This is a genomic window from Streptomyces sp. NPDC042638 (assembly GCF_040647235.1).
GTDB classification, from domain to species: domain Bacteria; phylum Actinomycetota; class Actinomycetes; order Streptomycetales; family Streptomycetaceae; genus Streptomyces; species Streptomyces rameus.
Map to the genome: position 1 here is coordinate 185,524 of NZ_JBEZBT010000004.1, position 17,591 is coordinate 203,114.

Annotated in this window: 20 protein-coding genes and 2 pseudogenes; 8 read left to right on the forward strand and 14 right to left on the reverse strand. The window is 71.5% G+C overall.

Annotation, left to right across the window (positions count from 1 at the left end; translation table 11 throughout):
- The first annotated feature begins 27 nt into the window (after positions 1-27).
- The 6 genes from AB0B40_RS05460 to AB0B40_RS05485 all read left to right on the forward strand — a co-directional run bounded on the left by AB0B40_RS05460 (position 28) and on the right by AB0B40_RS05485 (position 3,393).
- A complete protein-coding gene (locus AB0B40_RS05460; RefSeq protein WP_345057460.1) occupies positions 28-726 on the forward strand; it encodes an AzlC family ABC transporter permease in 699 nt (232 codons plus the stop codon).
- On the forward strand, positions 723-1,037 hold the full coding sequence (locus AB0B40_RS05465; protein ID WP_345057458.1) for an AzlD domain-containing protein: 315 nt from the start codon (positions 723-725) through the stop codon (positions 1,035-1,037). Before AB0B40_RS05460 ends, AB0B40_RS05465 begins: the two co-directional genes overlap by 4 nt.
- A gap of 195 nt (positions 1,038-1,232) precedes the next feature.
- Positions 1,233-1,514 carry a hypothetical protein gene (locus tag AB0B40_RS05470; RefSeq protein WP_345057456.1) on the forward strand — a complete coding sequence of 94 codons (282 nt, stop codon included), beginning with the start codon at positions 1,233-1,235 and terminating at the stop codon, positions 1,512-1,514.
- A 10-nt stretch (positions 1,515-1,524) separates the two neighbouring features.
- Positions 1,525-2,406 carry a DUF2637 domain-containing protein gene (locus AB0B40_RS05475; protein ID WP_345057454.1) on the forward strand — a complete coding sequence of 294 codons (882 nt, stop codon included), beginning with the start codon at positions 1,525-1,527 and terminating at the stop codon, positions 2,404-2,406.
- Positions 2,407-2,476: 70 nt separating this feature from the next.
- Positions 2,477-2,707, forward strand: a complete 231-nt coding sequence (locus AB0B40_RS05480; protein WP_345057452.1) for a hypothetical protein — start codon at positions 2,477-2,479, stop codon at positions 2,705-2,707.
- Between the two features lie 35 nt (positions 2,708-2,742).
- A complete protein-coding gene (locus tag AB0B40_RS05485; RefSeq protein ID WP_362263009.1) occupies positions 2,743-3,393 on the forward strand; it encodes a methyltransferase domain-containing protein in 651 nt (216 codons plus the stop codon).
- Here the strand turns inward: AB0B40_RS05485 and AB0B40_RS05490 are convergent.
- Together AB0B40_RS05490 and AB0B40_RS05495 are read right to left on the reverse strand one after the other, a co-directional pair.
- Positions 3,352-3,606: a DUF397 domain-containing protein gene (locus tag AB0B40_RS05490; protein ID WP_362263012.1), complete on the reverse strand. Its 255-nt coding sequence runs from the start codon at positions 3,604-3,606 to the stop codon at positions 3,352-3,354. The genes AB0B40_RS05485 and AB0B40_RS05490 overlap by 42 nt on opposite strands.
- Positions 3,603-4,463: pseudogene (locus AB0B40_RS05495) on the reverse strand (helix-turn-helix transcriptional regulator). The gene AB0B40_RS05490 and the pseudogene AB0B40_RS05495 overlap by 4 nt, the downstream one beginning before the upstream one ends.
- A 107-nt stretch (positions 4,464-4,570) precedes the next feature.
- Between AB0B40_RS05495 and AB0B40_RS05500 the strand changes: the two are divergent.
- On the forward strand, positions 4,571-5,035 hold the full coding sequence (locus tag AB0B40_RS05500; protein ID WP_362263015.1) for an ATP-binding protein: 465 nt from the start codon (positions 4,571-4,573) through the stop codon (positions 5,033-5,035).
- On the opposite strand, the gene AB0B40_RS05505 is transcribed toward AB0B40_RS05500, so the two are convergent.
- The 3 genes from AB0B40_RS05505 to AB0B40_RS05515 form a co-directional block, all read right to left on the reverse strand.
- Positions 4,986-5,867: a LysR family transcriptional regulator gene (locus tag AB0B40_RS05505; protein ID WP_345057448.1), complete on the reverse strand. Its 882-nt coding sequence runs from the start codon at positions 5,865-5,867 to the stop codon at positions 4,986-4,988. The two genes, AB0B40_RS05500 and AB0B40_RS05505, sit on opposite strands and share 50 nt — an antisense overlap.
- A gap of 189 nt (positions 5,868-6,056) precedes the next feature.
- The gene (locus tag AB0B40_RS05510) at positions 6,057-6,968 is read right to left on the reverse strand and encodes an ADP-ribosylglycohydrolase family protein (protein WP_362263018.1); all 912 of its coding nucleotides are present in this window, start codon (positions 6,966-6,968) and stop codon (positions 6,057-6,059) included.
- An 80-nt stretch (positions 6,969-7,048) separates the two neighbouring features.
- Positions 7,049-8,989: an AMP-dependent synthetase/ligase gene (locus AB0B40_RS05515; protein WP_345057444.1), complete on the reverse strand. Its 1,941-nt coding sequence runs from the start codon at positions 8,987-8,989 to the stop codon at positions 7,049-7,051.
- 295 nt (positions 8,990-9,284) lie between these two features.
- On the opposite strand from AB0B40_RS05515, the gene AB0B40_RS05520 reads away from it, so the two are divergent.
- Positions 9,285-10,142, forward strand: coding sequence for a MaoC/PaaZ C-terminal domain-containing protein (locus tag AB0B40_RS05520; protein ID WP_362263021.1), 858 nt, complete (start codon positions 9,285-9,287; stop codon positions 10,140-10,142).
- A gap of 51 nt (positions 10,143-10,193) precedes the next feature.
- Here AB0B40_RS05520 and AB0B40_RS05525 read toward each other — a convergent pair whose 3' ends face one another.
- The 9 genes and pseudogenes from AB0B40_RS05525 to AB0B40_RS05565 form a co-directional block, all read right to left on the reverse strand.
- Complete coding sequence (locus tag AB0B40_RS05525; protein ID WP_345057440.1) at positions 10,194-10,844, reverse strand: TetR/AcrR family transcriptional regulator; 651 nt, start codon at positions 10,842-10,844, stop codon at positions 10,194-10,196.
- A gap of 10 nt (positions 10,845-10,854) precedes the next feature.
- Positions 10,855-11,163, reverse strand: a complete 309-nt coding sequence (locus AB0B40_RS05530) for a DUF4229 domain-containing protein (RefSeq protein ID WP_345057438.1) — start codon at positions 11,161-11,163, stop codon at positions 10,855-10,857.
- A gap of 75 nt (positions 11,164-11,238) precedes the next feature.
- On the reverse strand, positions 11,239-11,763 hold the full coding sequence (locus AB0B40_RS05535) for a GNAT family N-acetyltransferase (RefSeq protein WP_345057436.1): 525 nt from the start codon (positions 11,761-11,763) through the stop codon (positions 11,239-11,241).
- Positions 11,764-11,787: 24 nt separating this feature from the next.
- Positions 11,788-12,446: pseudogene (locus AB0B40_RS05540) on the reverse strand (UdgX family uracil-DNA binding protein).
- A gap of 338 nt (positions 12,447-12,784) precedes the next feature.
- Positions 12,785-13,948 carry an aminofutalosine synthase MqnE gene (gene mqnE / locus AB0B40_RS05545; RefSeq protein WP_345057432.1) on the reverse strand — a complete coding sequence of 388 codons (1,164 nt, stop codon included), beginning with the start codon at positions 13,946-13,948 and terminating at the stop codon, positions 12,785-12,787.
- Positions 13,949-13,987: 39 nt separating this feature from the next.
- Complete coding sequence (locus tag AB0B40_RS05550) at positions 13,988-14,443, reverse strand: Lrp/AsnC family transcriptional regulator (protein ID WP_345057430.1); 456 nt, start codon at positions 14,441-14,443, stop codon at positions 13,988-13,990.
- Between the two features lie 61 nt (positions 14,444-14,504).
- A complete protein-coding gene (locus AB0B40_RS05555) occupies positions 14,505-15,155 on the reverse strand; it encodes a UbiX family flavin prenyltransferase (RefSeq protein WP_345057428.1) in 651 nt (216 codons plus the stop codon).
- Positions 15,156-15,234: 79 nt separating this feature from the next.
- Entirely contained in the window at positions 15,235-16,137 is a 903-nt protein-coding gene (gene mqnP, locus AB0B40_RS05560; RefSeq protein WP_362263027.1) for a menaquinone biosynthesis prenyltransferase MqnP, read from the reverse strand.
- Positions 16,134-17,591 (reverse strand): menaquinone biosynthesis decarboxylase, encoded by a 1,458-nt coding sequence (locus tag AB0B40_RS05565; RefSeq protein WP_362263030.1) that lies wholly within the window; start codon positions 17,589-17,591, stop codon positions 16,134-16,136. Before AB0B40_RS05565 ends, mqnP begins: the two co-directional genes overlap by 4 nt.

Consider the following 17,591-nt stretch of genomic DNA (forward strand, 5'->3'; position numbering starts at 1 on the left):
GGGCGCTGACTGTTCATTGTAGAAAACATGCGTTCGGTACAGCGAACAACCGGTCCGGCCGAGGACCGCGCCCTGGCCCGCGACAGCTCCCTGGTCTGGCTGGCCGGCGGGATCGTCGGCGTCTCCTTCGGTGCCGTGTCCGTCGCCGGCGGGCTGCCCGCGTGGGTGCCGGTGCTGATGTCACTGGTGGTGTATGCCGGATCGGCCCAGTTCAGCGCGGTGGGCGTACTGCTCGCCGGGGGCGGACCGGCCGCCGCCGTGGCCACCGGACTGCTGCTCAACACCCGTACGGCCGCCTTCAGCCTGGCCGTGGCCGAGATCATCGGCTCCGGCCGGGCGGCCCGTCTCCTCGGCGCCCACCTGGTCACCGACGAGACGGTCGCCTTCGCCCTCGCCCAGCCGGAGCCGGCCCGGCGGCGGGCGTTCTGGATCTTCGGGCTCGGCCTGTTCGCCGTGTGGAACCTCGGCGTCCTGGCCGGTGCCCTCGCGGGCGGCGCGCTCGGCGACACCGCCCGCTACGGCCTGGACGCCGCCTTCCCGGCCATCCTGGTCGCCCTGGTCCTGCCCGCCCTGCGCGCGGACGCGACCGTACGGCGGTGCGCCCTGCTCGGCGCCGCCCTCGCCCTGGCGGTCACGCCCGCCGTCCCCGCCGGGGTGCCGGTCCTGCTCGCCCTCGCCGGCCTGCTCCTGCACCGCCGCCCCGCCGTCCGGGGAGCCGCCGCGTGAACGCCACGGTCGCCGTGATCCTCGCCCTGGCCGTGGGGACGTACGCCTTCCGGCTGGTGGGCCCGGTGCTGCACGGCCGGGTGACCGTCCCGCCCCGGATCCAGGAACTCGCCTCGGCCGGCGCGGTGGTCCTGCTCGTCGCCCTGCTGGCCACGGGCGCCCTGACGGAGTCCGGCGGCTTCGCCGGCTGGGCCCGCCCCGCCGGAGTCCTGGTCGGCGCGGCCCTGGCCTGGCGCCGGACCCCGTTCCCCGTCGTGGTGCTGGCCGCGGCGGCCACGACGGCACTGCTGCGGCTGGCGGGGGCGGCTTAGACCCGCCCGCCGCTTCCTGAACCACTGTCAGATGGGCGACGGGCCCGAGGACTTGACCACCCGTCCAACCGCCCGCTCATCATTATTACTACAGCTACATATAGGCCCTACTGATACCTGAACAAGGTGCTTGTCCGGCTAATCCTTCACCCGTTCGCCCCGCATCCATCCTCGAATGGCGGCGTTATTTGCAGCATGACGAAGGAAACGACGGAGCGGGCAGTTGAGTTCCTCTCAGAGCGATCCTTTTCGACTGCAAGGCGACCCACACGACTGGGCTCGCACACGTACGTGCCCGCGCCGAGCAGCGCCGCCACCACCAAGGGGGCGCTGTCGAAGGGCGGACTCCTCGTCACGCTCGAGGTGACCGAGGAGATCCTCCAGGAATTCATGGACGCGATGAGCGCCCTGGAGAGACACATCTCGAAACGCTGGGCGAGTTCGGAAGTGTGGTTCTGCGGCTCACCTGCGGAATGAGAAACTGGTCATGCATCCTGAGTATTTGGGATATTACCCGGATCCCCCCGTCGATTATTCAGGCGGCTACCTGAGTGGCGAGGGGCGGCACAGGGCGTCCACCGAGGCCTTCTCGGCACCCTTCAATCCTCCGGACGCCGCCTGGGATCCCGCCGAAGAGCTGGCTTACATACTGCGGGACACCATCGAGCAGCAGCCGAAGATCCCGCCGGCGCGCGCCGAGGACGATCTCGTGGCCCCGGGCGTGAAGAGTCATCGCGAAGCCCTGGTGGAACTCACTGCGGAATTGCCCCCGATGCCGGGTCCCCCGCCGCCGCGGGGTCATCGCAAGGTCCGGACCCGGCACCACGTGAGCGCGATCCGTGTCGCCAGCTACTTGGTCGCGGCGGCAGCGACCGCCATCGCGTCCGCCGTGAGTATCTTCGGCGGCCTGATCGCCTACGACCCGCTGCGATTCGTGGCGGCGTCGCGCATGCAAAGTGACGCGGTCTCCTGGTGGCCTCTACTGGTGTTCGGCCCCTGGCTGGTGGCGTCGCTTTCCATTCTTCGGGCCTCGCTGCACCAGCGCCGGGCCTTTCATTCCTGGACCGTGCTGCTGATCTTCTCGTCGATCGCCATGACGCTGTGTGTCGCGCAGGCACCGAAGAACATCGTGGACACCGCCGCCGCGGCCCTGCCGAGTTTCGCCTCGCTGGCCTGCTTCCAGCAGGTGGTGCGCCAGATCACCCTCACCAGGCCGCCGAGGCGGGCACTGCCCCGGCACCGGGTGCAGCCCGCCGAGACGCCCACCGGCGAAGCGAAGGACGGGCTGCCGTACGACGGCGCCCCGGCGGCGGGCGGCGAACCGGACCAGCTCCTGCGGGGTCCCGCGGACCGAACGAGGCCGATGTGAGGCCGCCGGCCGGGCGAACCCGGACACGGGGCGAGGGCGCGTGTCCCCGACTCCGGTCCGGGGGCGGCGAATGAACAGGTCTGTCTCGGTGCACCAGCTCCTCCCCGACATCGCCCGGCTCCGGCCCCGCCAGCAGATGGCCATGGACTGCGCCCTGTGCGCCCGCCCGCTCGGAACGAGCGGCCGGGTGCTGGGCGAGGTACGGCACCGGGGGCTGCCGTTCCGGCTCTGGGTCTGCGTCCTCGGCTGCCAGACCCCCGCCTCGGCCCGCGCCACGTGGGACGGGGACGTCGCACTCTGACGTGCTGTCGGTGCGACCCGCTACGGTCCCTCCCCATGACCGCCACCGAGGACTTCCTGACCGCCACCCGTACCTTCTACGACACCGTCGCCGAGGACTACGCCGGGCACTTCCGGAACCCGCTCGCCGACAGGCCCCTGGAGCGGGCGCTGCTCGCCGCGTACGCCGAACAGGTCGGCCCGGCGGGCACGGTGGCCGACCTCGGCTGCGGTCCCGGCGAGATCACCGCCCACCTCGCCTCGCTGGGCCTGTCCGTCTTCGGCCTGGACCTCTCGGAGTCCATGGTCGCCATCGCCCGTCGCGAGCATCCCGCCCTGCGGTTCGAACAGGGCTCGATGCTGGAGCTGCCCCTCGCCGACGGTTCCCTGGCCGGGGCCGTCTCCTGGTACTCCAGCATCCACACACCCGGGGACCGGCTGCCGTCCCTCTTCGCCGAGTTCCACCGCGTACTGGCTCCCGGCGGCCGGCTCCTGCTCGCCTTCCAGACCGGCGACGCCCCGCTCCGCCTCGACCGGCCCTGGAACCGGCCCGTCGTACTCGACTTCCACCGGCGCCGGCCCGAGCGGATGGCCGAGCTGCTGTCCGACGCCGGGTTCGCACCGCGCTCCAGCACCGTGCGCGAGCGCGACGAGGATCTCGGCGAGTCAGCCCCGCAGGCGTTCCTGCTCGCCCAGAAGGAAGGCTGACCAGGCGGCGGGGGTGACGGTGAGGTGCGCGGCGGCCGGTCGCTTGGAGTCGCGGATGTGGATGGCGGTGGGGTGGGGAGCGACTTCCACGCAATCGCCGCCTTCACCATCGCTGTAACTGGACTTGCGCCAGTTGTAGGCGAGTTCGAGGCATTCACCACCTTCGCCGCTGCTATGGCTGGACTTGAACCAAGCGAGGTTCTCGATGCTCATTGCTCCTCCAGCTTCTGCGCGATCAGCGAGCGGGACTCCATGGGGCTGAGTGCCATTGCGCGCATGATCCCATAGCGATCGGCGATCTTCCGGACATCGTCCCGGTCTGTGATCAGCTGTGGGAAGCCCTGCGCCTCCACGTACGCCACCTGGCCGTGACCTTTGGGTACGGCTAGGAGGTTGAACGCACTGTCCAGGTTCGGGTGTTCCTCGCGACAAGTCGGCATGATCTGGATCTCCACGTTCCGCATACTGCCCACGCGAAGCAGATTTTGCAGCTGCGCCCGGAAAATGTCCGCTCCGCCGATGGGCCGATCCAAGAGAACCTCCTCGAGCACGTAGCTCACCGCAGGTGAGGGCCACCGGTCGAACACCTGCTGCCGAGAGAGCCTGTCGGTAACCCTCTTCTCGATGGTTTCCTCGCTCAGGAACGGCCGGCGTTGCCGGAACACCGCTCGTGCATAGTCCTCGGTCTGCAAGAGGCCCGGCATGGCCTGATTGGCATGAAGTGCAGCTCAAGCGCCTCCGCTTCCATCGCAGCGTGGCTCCGATACCACTCCGGATGCCGCGTCCGCGCCCTGCTCATCGCCTCCTCGACCTGAGGGATGACCTCTGTGAACAGCCCGTCCGCCTTGAGGACTTCGTCCGCTTTCCGCAGGAACTCCGGCCTCGGCGTCCGCACCCCCCTCTCCACCGCCGAGACCAGATCGGGGCCGTACCCCATCAGGACGCCGAACTCCCGCTGACCCAGACCCGCCCTTTGCCCTCAACAGCTTCAACTGCTTGCCCAGGACGACGAAGACCGCTGCCGACCCGTTCGCCTCCGCCGGAGTCTCCGGCCTCCGTTCCTCCGTCACGCCACCCTCCCGACACCCGTACTCCAGACATACCGCACCCGTACGACTACGGACAGTCGCCAAGTCGTCCCTGGTCAGCGTAGAGAGAAGCCACCACGCTCGGTGACGTGAACGTAGAAATCTCCACCCCCCGAACCGAACTCGTCCAGCGGCTCAGCGCCACGCCCCGCGGTGCCCGGCTGGCCCGTCGGCTGACCGGTACCGCGCTCGCGAGCTGGGGATACCCGCACGACGGCGACCTCAGCGGCACCGCCCAGCTGATCGTGGCCGAACTCGCCGCCAACGCCGTCACCCACGGTCGCGTCCCGGGGCGGGACTTCGAGCTGCGGCTGATCCTGCTGCGCGACGACGACACCTTGCGTATCGAGGTGAGTGACGCCCGCAGCGACCGCACCCTGCGGTTCCTGGACGGGGGCCTGCTGGACGAGCACGGTCGCGGGCTGGTCGTCGTACAGGTACTGGCCACGCTCTGGGGCGTCGCGCCGCGGGAGGTCGGCAAGACCGTGTGGGTCGAGCTGGCCCTCACCGCACGGCGGCGACCGTGTCCGCGAACGCCCGCGCCGGAGGGCTGAGCGCGTCCCAGCGGCGGACGGCCCAGCCGACGGGGAGGGGGCGGAGGCCGGGCAGCGGAACCAGGCGCAGCGGGCTCTCGCCGGGCGTCGGCGGGGCGGGTACGGCGGGGACGACCGCCCTGCCGACGCCCAGTTCGGCGAGCAGCAGTGCCGTGTCCCAGTCGGCCACGCTCGGCTCGTAGGCGAACCGGACCCCCCGCTCGGCGCACGCGGCGTCCAGGTGGGCGGCGGACGTGGAGTTCGGCGGGAGCCGGATGAGCGGGGCCTCGGCCAGCTCGGCCGGGTCCAGGTGCGGGCGGCCGGCGAGCGGGTCGGTGGCGTGGACGGCGAGGAGCCACGGCAGCTCCACGACCGTCCGCTGCTCGATGCCCCGCACCGGCGGCCCGATGGTGATCCAGGCGAGGTCGAGGGTGCCGTCGGCGAGGGCGTCGAAGCTGCCCCGGCCGGAACTGACCGTGCGGAACTCCAGGTTGACCTTGGGGTGGCGGCGGCGGAACGTGACGACCGCGTCGGACATGAAGTGCCGGATGGTCGTCGCGCCCGTGGCCACGCGGACGTGACCGCTGTGGCCGTCGACCAGGTCGCGCAGCTGTCGTACCGCCAGGTCGAGACCGGAGATGCCCTCGGCCGCCGCGGCCTCCAGTATCCGCCCGGCCTGGGTCGGTACGACTCCGCGCGGCTGGCGTTCCAGCAGGGCCACGCCGGTCTCCCGCTCCAGCCGCTTGACGTGCTGGCTGACGGCGGACTGGGTGCAGCCGAGGTCGCGGGCGACCGAGCTGAGACTGCCCGCGCGGCACACGGACACGAACACGCGGAGGTCGTCGAGGGTCACAACACCCAAGCTAACACTTGGGTTTGGCGAGTGAACCCAAGGATTGACTGGCTGTTGGCGCCGTACGAGGATCGTCGGCGGGCCGCAGACGACCCGGGCGGCAACCCGCTCCCCGCCCCGCCGAGTCCGGACGAGGCGGGACCGGCGAGGAGCGGGTGTCGACCCCCGGAGGCCGGGCCGCTGACGTGTCTACCCCGGCACGACCGGGGGCAGCGGTTCGCGGGCCGCGTGCCAGGCCGGGGGGAGAGCGGCGACTCCCGTGCGAGCGGCGATGACCCCGCCCGCGATGGCGCAGGTGGTGTCGATGTCACCGCGTCCGGCGACCGTGAACCACAGGCCCTCGTGCAGGTCGTCGAGGTGCCCCGCCGCGCACCACAGGGCGTAGGGGACGGTGTCGGGCCCGGACATCTCGTAGCCGGAGCCCAGGACCTCCGCGGCGTGCCGGACCGAGGTGCGCTCCGGCATCCGGGCCGCGATCCGCACTCCCGACCGCACGTCGCTGTCGGGGAGTCGTTCGGCGACCGCCCGGAGGAAGTCCGGCCGTGCCGGAGTCTCCCCGCCCCGGCTGCGCGCTGCCAGCGCCGCGGCGAGGGCGACCGCGACCGCCGCGGCGACCGCCTCCGGGTGGTGGTGCGAGACCGCGCTCTGGCGGGCGGCCTCCTCGGCGACCGCGTCGAGGTCGGCGGCGTGCCAGGCGCCGAGCGGGGCGACACGCATGGCGGCGCCGTTGCCCCAGGACCCCTGGCCGCCGAACTGCCCGGCGACCACCTCCCGCCAGGACTCGCCCGCACCGATCCGACGGAGCACGTCGTGCATCGAGGCTCCGTAGCCGCGGTGCGTGTCGTCGGTGTAGGCGGCGGCGAAGCGCAGGGCGAGGCGGTCCTGGTCGACGGTGCCGTCGCCCTCGGCGAGTTCGCGGACGAGGACGAGCGCCTGGGCGGTGTCGTCGCTCCACCGCCACAGCGGCTCCGGGGGGAGCGTCCGCGCATCGAGAGCTGCCGGACCGTCTTGGCGCAGGATGCCGAACCAGCGGTCACCGAAGGCGTCACCGAAGGCGAGCCCGTTCAGCGAGTCCAGTGCGGCGGCAGGCACGTTGATCATCGGAGCAGTATCACAGCACGCCGGCGTTCCGGCAGGCCGTTTACGGCGCCGTTGGCCTTCGTGGGAGAACCCCGGGGCGCTCAGCGCTCGTACAGCCGCTCCACCTCGGTGGCGAAGTCGGTCAGGATCTGCTCCCGGCGCAGTTTCATGGAGGGGGTCAGATGTCCGGCCGCCTCCGTGAAGTCCACCGGCAGTACGGCGAACCGGCGGATGGACTCGGGGCGGGAGACCAGCTTGTTCGCCTCGTCCAGCGCCCGCTGGAGGACGACCGTCAGCTCCTCGTCGCCGATGAGGAGTTCCGGCGGCACCGGGTGCTTGCCGATCATCTGGCGCCAGTGGGTGATGCCGTCGGGGTCGAGGGTGATGAGGGCCGCGACGTACGGGCGGCCGTCGCCGACCAGCATGACCTGGGAGATCAGCGGGTGCCTGCGCAGCCAGTTCTCCAGCGGGGCCGGGGCCACCGACTTGCCGCCCGCCGTGATCAGCAGCTCCTTCTTGCGGCCGGTGATGGTCAGATAGCCCTCGTCGTCCAGCTCGCCGAGGTCGCCGGTGGGGAGCCAGCCGTCGCGGGTCGCGGGGACCACTCCGCCCGCCTGCGGGTCCCAGTAGCCGCGCAGCACGTGGTCGCCGGCGAGGAGGATCTCGCCGTCCGCCGCGATCCGTACCCGGGTGCCGGGCATCGGCCAGCCGACCGTGCCCAGGCGGGGTTTGAGGGGCGGGGTGACGGTCGACGCGCCGGTGGTCTCCGTGAGGCCGTAGCCCTCGAAGATCTCGATGCCCGCGCCCGCGTAGAACGCGGCGAGGCGTCGGCCGAGCGGTGAGCCGCCGCAGATCGCGTACCGGACGCGGCCCCCCATGGCGGTGCGGAGCCGGCGGTAGACGAGGGGGTCGTAGAAGGCGCGCTGCGTCTTCAGGGCGCGGCCCGGGCCGCCGCCGGTGCCGGTCTGGTGGGCCTCCAGCGCCTCGCCGTAGCGCTCGGCCACGGCGGCCGCCCGGTCGAAGACCGTCGCCCGGCCGGCCGCCTCCGCCTTGGCGCGTGCGGAGTTGTAGATCTTCTCCAGCATGTAGGGGATGGTCAGCAGCGCGGTCGGGCGGAACGCGGCCAGGTCCGGGAGCAGGTCCTCCGGGGCCAGGCTGGGCGCGTGGCCGAGGCGGACCCGGGCGCGGACGCAGGCGATGGCCACCATCCGGCCGAAGACGTGGGACATGGGGAGGAACAGGAGGACCGAGGCCTGTTCGTCCTGCGCCTTGAAGACCGGGTGGAGCAGTTCGATCGCGTTGTCGACCTCGGCGAAGAAGTTGCCGTGCGAGAGGGCGCAGCCCTTGGGGCGGCCGGTGGTGCCGGAGGTGTAGATCAGCGTCGCGAGCGTGTCGGGGCCCAGCATGCCCCGGCGTACGCCCACCTCCCCGTCCGGCACCTGTCTGCCCGTGTCGGCGAGCCGGGCCACGTGGTCCTTCTCCATCACCCACACATGGCGCAGGTCGGGCAGGTGCGGGAGTTCGGGGCCGAGTGCGGCGGCCTGGGCGGCGGTCTCCGTGACCAGGGCGACCGCGCCGCAGTCGTGCAGGATCCAGCGGGTCTGGAAGACGGACGAGGTGGGATAGACGGGGACCGTGACCAGGCCGGCCGCCCAGGCCGCGAAGTCGAGCAGGGTCCAGTCGTAGGTCGTACGCGCCATGACGGCGATCCGGTCGCCCGGCATCAGGCCCTCGGCGATCAGGCCCTTGGCCACCGCCTGCACCTGGGCGGCGAACCCGGCGGCCGTCACGTCCGTCCAGTCCCCGCCGGGCCGCTTACGGCTGACCACGACCGTGTCGGGGGCCGTCTCCGCGTTCTCGTACGGCAGGTCGGCGAGGGAGCCGTGGGTGACCGGGGGCGCGAACGGCGGCACGGCCACCTCCCGCACCGCGCCGTCCAGCCGGCGTATCTCCGGTTCGACGAGGACCGGGCGGCCGTCGTAGTCGACGGCGGAGACGTGGGTGCCGGAGGAGACGGGGGCGTTCGGGTACGGGGTGGACACGGGCGGCTCCTCTGGCGTGCGTGCACCTGCGGCCGGCCCCGTCCAGAAGGGGGGTTACCGCTGGTCAGGCGGTGATCGTACGGCTCTTCTGTGAGGGGGTTGTGCGGGTTCGGGAATGGTCCGGGGCCGGGGATGTGCAGCCTCGGGGGTTATGTGAGGGGCGTTCAGCTTCGCCGGGGACGGGCCGGGCCGGGGCGGCCGGGATCTCCGTCACCCCTTGTGCGGGCTGGGCTTACCTCCGGTAACCTTACTCCTGAGTAAGCATTTCGTACCCGAGTCGCGCGGGAGTCGTCCGATGAACGCCGTCACCCTCAGCGCCGCACCCGCGCTGGCCCCGCTGCTGGCCCGGGGCGCCCTGCGTTCCCCGTTCAAGCGGCCCGCCCCGGACGCGGCCGTCCCGCGCGCGCGGCTCCTGCTGCCCGGCGTGCGCGTCGACCTGGCGAGGCTGGCCGCCTACGAGCGGGTCTGCGGCTTCCCGACCGGCGAGCCGGAGCTGCCGGTGACCTACCCGCACATCCTCGGATTTCCGCTGGCCATGCGGCTGATGAGCGGCCGGGACTTCCCGCTGCCGCTGCTGGGGCTCGTCCACACGTCGATCGAGATCGTCCGCGGGGGCGCGCTGCCGGCCGACGGGGAGTACGAGGTGTCCGCGTTCGTCGAGGGGCTGGCCCCGCACCGGCGCGGCACCGAGGCGACGGTGGTGACGGGGCTGCGCCTGGGCGGTGACATGGTCTGGGAGTCGCGCAGCACGTACCTGGCGCGGCACCGTACGGAGGCGGGGCCGGGCGAGCCGGTCACGTCCGTCGCGGGGGCGCGCGGGGACGGTCCGCTGCCCGTGGTCGCCGAATGGAGCCTCGCCGAGGACGTGGGGCGGCGGTACGGCGCCGTCTCCGGTGACCGCAACCCCATCCACCTGCACCCCCTCACCGCGCGCCTCTTCGGCTTCCCGCGGGCCATCGCGCACGGCATGTGGACGGCGGCCCGCTGCCTGGCCGCCCACGGCACGGGCGGCTCCGCCCGCGTACGGGCCGGATTCCGGGCACCCGTGCTGCTGCCGGGGACGGTGAGTTACGCGGCGGAGAGCGGCGGGCGCTTCGAACTGCGGGGCCGGGACGGCAGACTCCACCTGTCCGGAGAGGTAAAACCGCTGTAGGGGCAGGGCCGCCGTAGGAGCAAGGCCCCTCTAGGGGCAGGGCCGCCGGCTCTAAGCGTGCTCGGGCGGCGGGGTCCACACCTGGCCCTGCATCAGGCTGCCCAGGCCCGACCAGGCGAAGTTCATCAGCGTGGCCGCGGCCTGGCGGGCGGTGACGCCGGGTGTGGCGTTGGCCCAGGCGGCGAGCGACTCCGCGGCACCGACCAGCGCCTCGGCCAGGCCGGCCACCTCGTGGTCGGGCAGGTCGGGATCCCGGTGTGCCGCCCGGGCCGCGACCGCGACCAGCCGGGTCACGAACGTGACGAGCTCCGCGCGCATCCCGGCGACCTCGGCCGCGAAGGGCTCTCCGTGCGTACGGGCCTGGAGGTGCAGCACCGACCAGGCGTCGGGGCGTTCGGCGGTGTGCGCGAAGAACGCCCGCAAGCCGTCCCAGAGTTGCCGGTCGGCGGGCAGCCCCTGCCGGACGCCCGCGCGGACGGCCGCGGTGAGCGCGGCGGCCTCGCGGCGGATGCAGGCGGTGAAGAGGTCTTCCTTGGAGTTCAGGTACAGATAGACCAACGGCTTGGAGACGCCCGCGAGTTCGGCGATCTCGTCCATCGACGCGGCCGTGTACCCGCGCTGCCCGAAGATCCGTACGGCGGCGTCGAGCATCTGCTGCTCCCGTACCGCCCTCGGCATCCGTTTGGTCTTGACGGCACCCATGGGGGCAAGACTAGTTGGGCGCGGCAGCCCCGCCCTGTGTCCGCGTCGCGTCGTCGGCCAGGTCCTCCTGGCTGCGGTTGGCGTCCAGGTTCGCCTTCATCCGGTCGACCCTGCCCACGATCCGCACCGAGGCCCGGTCCCGCTCCTTGCGCAGCGCGACCCAGCTGATCGGCGCCGAGAGGACCAGGGAGAGCAGCAGGACCCAGAGGAAGTTGGAGTCGCCGAAACCGCGCGGGAAGAGGCCCGAGTAGACGGCTCCCCAGACGATCACGAGGCAGCCCGCGAAGATACCGAGGCGCATCAGCGTGTAGCGGAGCATCTCAATCCACTCGTCCGATTCCAAAAGGGGTCATCGTCCAGTGAAGCACGCTTGCGGGGCGATCTTGCAGGGGGGTCAGCCGAGCGGCAGCAGCATGACGACCTCGTCGCGGTCGTCGCCGGGCGCGACCCGGATGGCGTCCGGGACACGGCCGACCTCCTTGTAGCCGCAGGAGGCGTAGAACCGCTCCAGGCCGTGCCCGCCCCGGCAGGTCAGCCGGATCGCCTCGACGCCCTCCAGCCCTCGGGCCGCGTCCGCGGCGGCGGCCATCAGGTCACGGCCGTAACCGCGGCCCTGGTACCGGGGGTGGACCATCACCGTGTACAGCCAGATCCAGTGGGTCATCAGGCGGTGGCTGTTGTGGGTCAGGAAGGCGGTCGCGGCGACGTGGCCGGTCTCGTCGAGGCCGACGAGCAGCCGGGTGCGGCCCTCGGCCATCTGCACGAGGTGGCGCACCAGCCCGGGCCGTATCTCGTCACGGGTCACCGGGGGGACATGGCCGACGGAGCCGCCCGCGTTGGAGACGTCCGTCCACAGGTCGAGGATGTCGTCGCGGAGGGCCGGGGTGATGGCGGGATCCAGGGTGAAGGTAAGAGGCACTGAGCCAGTGTATCCATTACATCCTTACATCCGGGGTGCTCGGGCGAGGGTACGCGCGGCCACCCGCAGATCCGCCACCAGGCCCTGGAACGCCTGCTCGCGGTCGTCCGCGCGCAGGACGGCCGACGGATGCACCGTCGGTACCAGCCGCTCCGGACGGCCGTGGATCTCCTCCTCCAGGACGGTCCCGCGCACCTGGCCGACCCGGAACGACGATCCCAGCAGTGCCTTGCCGGCCGTGGCACCGAGGACCACGATCAGCTCCGGCTCGACCAGCGCCAGCTCGGCCGCGAGCCAAGGGCCGCAGGCGGTCATCTCCCGCAGCGTCGGCGCCTTGTGGATGCGGCGTTTGCGGGGCTCGGCCAGGGTGAACTTGAAGTGCTTCACCGCGTTGGTGACGTACGCCTCCGCCGGGTCCAGACCGGCCTCCCGCAGGGCTCGGTCGAGCAGCTTGCCGGCCGGGCCGACGAACGGGGCGCCCTGGCGGTCCTCCTGGTCGCCGGGCTGTTCCCCGACGAGCATCACGCGCGCGTCGGTGTCCCCGGCGCCGAAGACGGTCTGGGTGGCGTTCCGGTGCAGGGGGCAGCCGCGGCAGCCGGCCGCCGCACGGCGGAGAGGCCGGCGCCTTCGGGCACGAAGGGCTCCGCCGTGTACTGATCCTCAGGAGCCTTCGTGGTGGGCATACCGAGCGGGTACCCCTCGCCGGGGGCGGCCAACGAGGGGGCGCTTGCGCCGGGGGCGCCCGATGAAGGGGGCACTCTGGGTTGGGGCGGCCGATGAAGGGGGCGCTTGGCCCGGCGGGCGGCTGCGGCGGCGTCGTGGCCGCTCGCGCGGTTCCCCGCGCCCCCGGGTGGGACCAGTCGCCGTCCGCCGGCACAGCCGACGTGCCGGGACGCTTGGCCCGGCTGACGGCCGCGGGGGCGTCGTGGCCGCTCGCGCAGTTCCCCGCGCCCCCGGGTGGGACCACTCGCCGTCCGCCGGCACAGCCGACGTGCCGGGGCAGGTCCGGGGGTTGGGGGTGTCAGAGCCGCATCGGCTGGGGGGACTCGCGGCGCGCCGGGTCGGGGCCCTCGTACTCGCGGATGGTCTCGTAGCGCGTGTTGCGTTCCACCGGGCGGAAGCCGGCGTCGCGGATCAGCTCCAGCAGGTCCTCACGGGTCAGCTTGTTCGGCGTGCCGTAGTTGTCCGCGTCGTGCGTGATCTTGTACTCGACGACCGAACCGTCCATGTCGTCCGCGCCGTGCTGGAGGGCCAGCTGGGCGGTCTGCACGCCGTGCATCACCCAGAAGACCTTGACGTGCGGGACGTTGTCGAAGAGGAGCCGGGAGACGGCGAAGGTCTTCAGGGCTTCCGCGCCCGTCGCCATCTGGGTGCGGGCCTGGAGGGTGTTGCGTACCTTGCCGTCCTTCATGTCCACGAAGTCGTGCTGGTAACGCAGCGGGATGAAGACCTGGAAGCCGTTCGTCTCGTCCTGCAGCTCACGCAGGCGCAGGACGTGGTCGACGCGGTGGCGGGGCTCCTCGATGTGGCCGTACAGCATGGTGCACGGGGTCTTCAGACCCTTCTCGTGCGCCAGGCGGTGGATCCGGGACCAGTCCTCCCAGTGGGTGCGGTGGTCCACGATGTGCTGCCGGACCTCCCAGTCGAAGATCTCCGCGCCGCCGCCGGTCAGCGACTCCAGGCCCGCGTCGATCAGCTCGTCGAGGATCTCGGAGGCCGACAGCCCGCTGATCGTCTCGAAGTGGTGGATCTCCGTCGCCGTGAACGCCTTCAGGGAGACGTTCGGCAGGGCGGCCTTCAGTTCCCTGAGCGACCGGGGGTAGTAGCGCCACGGCAGGTTCGGGTGCAGGCCGTTGACGATGTGCAGCTCGGTGAGGCTGTCCGACTCCATCGCCTTGGCGAGCTTGACGGCCTCTTCGATGCGCATCGTGTACGCGTCCTTCTCGCCCGGCTTGCGCTGGAACGAGCAGTACGCGCAGGACGCGGTGCACACGTTCGTCATGTTGAGGTGACGGTTGACGTTGAAGTGGACGACGTCACCGTTCTTGCGGGTGCGCACCTCGTGGGCGAGGCCACCGAGCCAGGCCAGGTCGTCCGAGGCGTACAGCGCGATGCCGTCCTCGCGGGTCAGCCGCTCACCGGAGCGGACCTTCTGCTCCAGCTCGCGCTTGAGTCCGACGTCCATGCCAACACCTTTCCTACGACAGCCCGACCAACGGTATCCCTAGACCTCTTCGGGCAGCTCGCCGACCCGGTTCTCCCACTTCGTGGACAGCACGATGGTGGTACGGGTGCGGGAGACGCCCTTGGTTCCGCTGAGCCGGCGGATGGTCCGCTCCAGGCCGTCGACGTCCGTCGAACGCACCTTGAGCATGTAGGAGTCGTCGCCGGCGATGAACCAGCAGTCCTCGATCTCCGTCAGATCCCGCAGCCGCTGGGCGACGTCCTCGTGGTCGGCCGCGTCGGACAGCGAGATCCCGATCAGCGCGGTGACACCGAGGCCGAGCGAGGCCGCGTTCACCGTCGCGCGGTACCCGGTGATGACACCGGCGGCCTCCAGCCGGTTGATGCGGTCGGTGACGCTGGGGCCCGACAGGCCGACAAGGCGTCCCAGCTCCGCGTACGAGGCCCGGCCGTTCTCCCTCAGGGCCTGGATGAGCTGCCTGTCCACCGCGTCCATGCGATCGAAGCCTTCCGGTGAAAGTTCCTGAAGTGATGACCTGAAGTGATGAGAGGTACTGCTACTCGCCCGCCGCGCCGCCGCCCAGTTCGCCCCGCCACCGCCGGTACAGGCCGTGCTCGACGCCTGCCGCGTCCAGCACCCGTCCGGCGACGAAGTCCACCAGGTCCTGTATGTGCGTGGCTCCCGCGTAGAAGGCCGGCGAGGCCGGGACGACCGCGGCGCCGGCGTCGTCCAGCGCCACGAGGTGCCGCAGGGTCTGGCCGTTCAAGGGGGTCTCCCGTACGGCCACGACCAGCGTGCGGCGCTCCTTCAGCGTGACGCTCGCCGTGCGCTGGAGCAGGTCCTTGGACAGCCCGAGCGCGACACCGGCCACACAGGCGGTGGAGGCGGGCACGATGAGCATCCCCTTCGCCGGGTACGACCCCGAGGACGGGCCGGCCGCGAGGTCGCCCGCGCTCCAGTACCGCACCCCGCTGACGTCCGCGTCGAAGGTCCCGGGCTTGCCGTCGGCGCCACGGGCCAGCCATTCCCGCAGGTCGTCGCGCCAGTGGGAGTCCCGGAACGAGATGCCGGTCTCGTCCAGCAGCGTCAGCCGCGAGGCCCTGCTGACCACCAGGTCGACCGCCTCGCCCGCCGCCAGCAGCGCCCGCAGCACGGCAGCCGCGTATGGCGTCCCGGACGCTCCGGACACCCCCACGATCCAAGGCACGCGCTGCGTTTCTCCTGCGTTCACACCTTGAGCGTACCGGCGGGTCGGGCCGTGCTCGGGCCGGGTGGCGTCCAGCCGCTCAGACGGTCAGACCGCGCACGAGGAGATCGAGCAGCGCGCACACGAAAAGGGCGATGCCGATGAAGCCGTTGACCGAGAAGAACGCCCTGTTGAGGCGGGACAGGTCGTGGGGGCGGACGATGCGGTGCTCGTAGAGGAAGGCGCCCGCGACGATCAGCAGGCCCAGCCAGAAGAACGCGCCGGCGTGGGTGGCCAGGGCGTACCAGACGAACAGGGCCGTGGTGACCGTGTGGCAGGCGCGCGCGCCCCAGATCGCGGCCGGGATGCCGAAGCGGGCCGGGACCGACATGACGCCGATCTCCCGGTCGGTCTCGACGTCCTGGCAGGCGTAGATCAGGTCGAAGCCGCCGATCCAGACGCCGACGGCCAGGCCGAGGATGACCGCCGACCAGGACCACTCGCCGCTGATCGCCAGCCAGCCGCCGACCGGGCCCATGGCCTGCGCGAGGCCCAGGATGGCCTGCGGGAAGTTGGTGAACCGTTTCCCGTAGGGGTAGACCACCATCGGCACCACCGCGACCGGCGCCAGGGCGAGGCAGAGCGGGTTCAGCAGGGCCGCCGCGCCCAGGAAGACCACCAGGGCGACCAGGGCGCCCGTCCAGGCGTGCTTCACCGACATCGCGCCGGTCACCAGTTCACGGTGGGCCGTGCGCGGGTTGCGGGCGTCGATCTCGCGGTCGATGATCCGGTTCACCGCCATGGCGAACGTGCGCAGGCCGACCATGCAGACCGTGACCAGCAGCAGGCGGGCCCAGTGGATGTTCCTGTCCCACTCGTACATCGCGGTGAGGGAGGCGATGTAGGCGAAGGGGAGCGCGAAGACCGAGTGCTCGATCATCACCAGGCGCAGGAAAGCCCTGGTGCGTCCGGGCCGCGGGAGTGCCGCGGAGGCGCTGCTCACAGTCCGTACTCCTTCCAGCGGCGGTCCACCAGGGCCGCCGTATCGGGGGCGGAGAGGACCATGTCCGGCCAGCCCCCGTCCCTGGTGTAGCCCTCCTCGGGCCACTTCTTCGTCGCGTCGATGCCCGCCTTGCCGCCCCAGAACTGCTGGTACGAGGCGTGGTCGAGGTGGTCGACGGGGCCTTCGACGACGGTGAGGTCGCGGGCGTAGTCGGTGTTGCCGAGGGCCCGCCAGGCGACCTCGTGCAGGTCGTGGACGTCGCAGTCGGCGTCCACGACCACGATCAGCTTGGTGAGGGACATCATGTGCGCCCCCCAGACGGCGTGCATCACCTTCTGCGCGTGTTTGGGGTACTTCTTGTCGATCGAGACGATCGCGCAGTTGTGGAAGCCGCCGGCCTCGGGCAGGTGGTAGTCCACGATGTCCGGGACGATGATCTTCAGCAGGGGGAGGAAGAAGCGTTCGGTGGCGCGGCCGAGCGGGCCGTCCTCCGTCGGCGGGCGGCCGACCACGATCGACTGGAGCAGCGGACGCTTCCGCATCGTCACGCAGTCGATCTTCAGCGCGGGGAACGGCTCCTGCGGGGTGTAGAAGCCGGTGTGGTCGCCGAAGGGGCCCTCGGGCAGCATCTCGCCGGGCTCCAGCCAGCCCTCCAGGACGACCTCCGCGTTCGCGGGGACCTGGAGCGGGACCGTCTTGCAGTCCACCATCTCGATCCGCTTGCCCGCGACGAACCCGGCGAACAGGTACTCGTCGATGTCGCCGGGGAGCGGGGCCGTGGAGGCGTACGTCACGGCGGGCGGGCAGCCGAAGGCGATGGCGACCGGGAGGCGCTCGCCCCTTCGTGCCGCGACCTGGTAGTGGTTCCGGCTGTCCTTGTGGATCTGCCAGTGCATGCCGATCGTGCGCCTGTCGTGGCGCTGCAGCCGGTACAGGCCCAGGTTGCGGATGCCGGACTCGGGGTCCTTGGTGTGGGTCAGGCCCAGGTTGAAGAAGGAGCCGCCGTCCTGGGGCCAGGTGAAGAGCGCCGGGAGCCGGTCGAGGTCGACCTCGTCGCCGTGCAGCACGACCTCCTGCACGGGCGCGCTGTCGGACTTCACCTTCCTCGGCGGGACGTGGGCCATCGCGCCCAGCTTCCCGAAGGCCTCGCGCACGCCGACGAAGCCGTGCGGCAGCTCGGGCCGCAGCAGGCCGCCGATCTTCTCGGAGATCTCGTCGTACGACTTCAGCCCCAGCGCCTTCAGCAGGCGCCGGTCGGTGCCGAAGACGTTCATCGCGAGGGGCATCGCCGAGCCCTTCACGTTCTCGAAGAGCAGTGCCGGGCCGCCGGACTTCTGCACCCGGTCGACGATCTCCCCGACCTCCAGGTACGGGTCGACCTCGGCCTTGATGCGCTTGAGGTCTCCCTCGCGCTCCAGTGCCCGCAGCAGGGAGCGAAGATCGTCGTAAGCCAT

Bases quoted from the DNA above. Each gene is read 5' to 3' on its own strand.
- AB0B40_RS05460 (WP_345057460.1), top strand. From the start codon at position 28: ATGCGTTCGGTACAGCGAACAACCGGTCCGGCCGAGGACCGCGCCCTG.
- AB0B40_RS05470 (WP_345057456.1), top strand. From the start codon at position 1,233: ATGACGAAGGAAACGACGGAGCGGGCAGTTGAGTTCCTCTCAGAGCGA.
- AB0B40_RS05475 (WP_345057454.1), top strand. From the start codon at position 1,525: ATGCATCCTGAGTATTTGGGATATTACCCGGATCCCCCCGTCGATTAT.
- AB0B40_RS05480 (WP_345057452.1), top strand. From the start codon at position 2,477: ATGAACAGGTCTGTCTCGGTGCACCAGCTCCTCCCCGACATCGCCCGG.
- AB0B40_RS05485 (WP_362263009.1), top strand. From the start codon at position 2,743: ATGACCGCCACCGAGGACTTCCTGACCGCCACCCGTACCTTCTACGAC.
- AB0B40_RS05490 (WP_362263012.1), bottom strand. From the start codon at position 3,606: ATGAGCATCGAGAACCTCGCTTGGTTCAAGTCCAGCCATAGCAGCGGC.
- AB0B40_RS05510 (WP_362263018.1), bottom strand. From the start codon at position 6,968: ATGATCAACGTGCCTGCCGCCGCACTGGACTCGCTGAACGGGCTCGCC.
- AB0B40_RS05520 (WP_362263021.1), top strand. From the start codon at position 9,285: ATGAACGCCGTCACCCTCAGCGCCGCACCCGCGCTGGCCCCGCTGCTG.
- AB0B40_RS05525 (WP_345057440.1), bottom strand. From the start codon at position 10,844: ATGGGTGCCGTCAAGACCAAACGGATGCCGAGGGCGGTACGGGAGCAG.
- AB0B40_RS05530 (WP_345057438.1), bottom strand. From the start codon at position 11,163: ATGCTCCGCTACACGCTGATGCGCCTCGGTATCTTCGCGGGCTGCCTC.
- mqnE (WP_345057432.1), bottom strand. From the start codon at position 13,948: ATGGACGTCGGACTCAAGCGCGAGCTGGAGCAGAAGGTCCGCTCCGGT.
- AB0B40_RS05550 (WP_345057430.1), bottom strand. From the start codon at position 14,443: ATGGACGCGGTGGACAGGCAGCTCATCCAGGCCCTGAGGGAGAACGGC.
- AB0B40_RS05565 (WP_362263030.1), bottom strand. From the start codon at position 17,591: ATGGCTTACGACGATCTTCGCTCCCTGCTGCGGGCACTGGAGCGCGAG.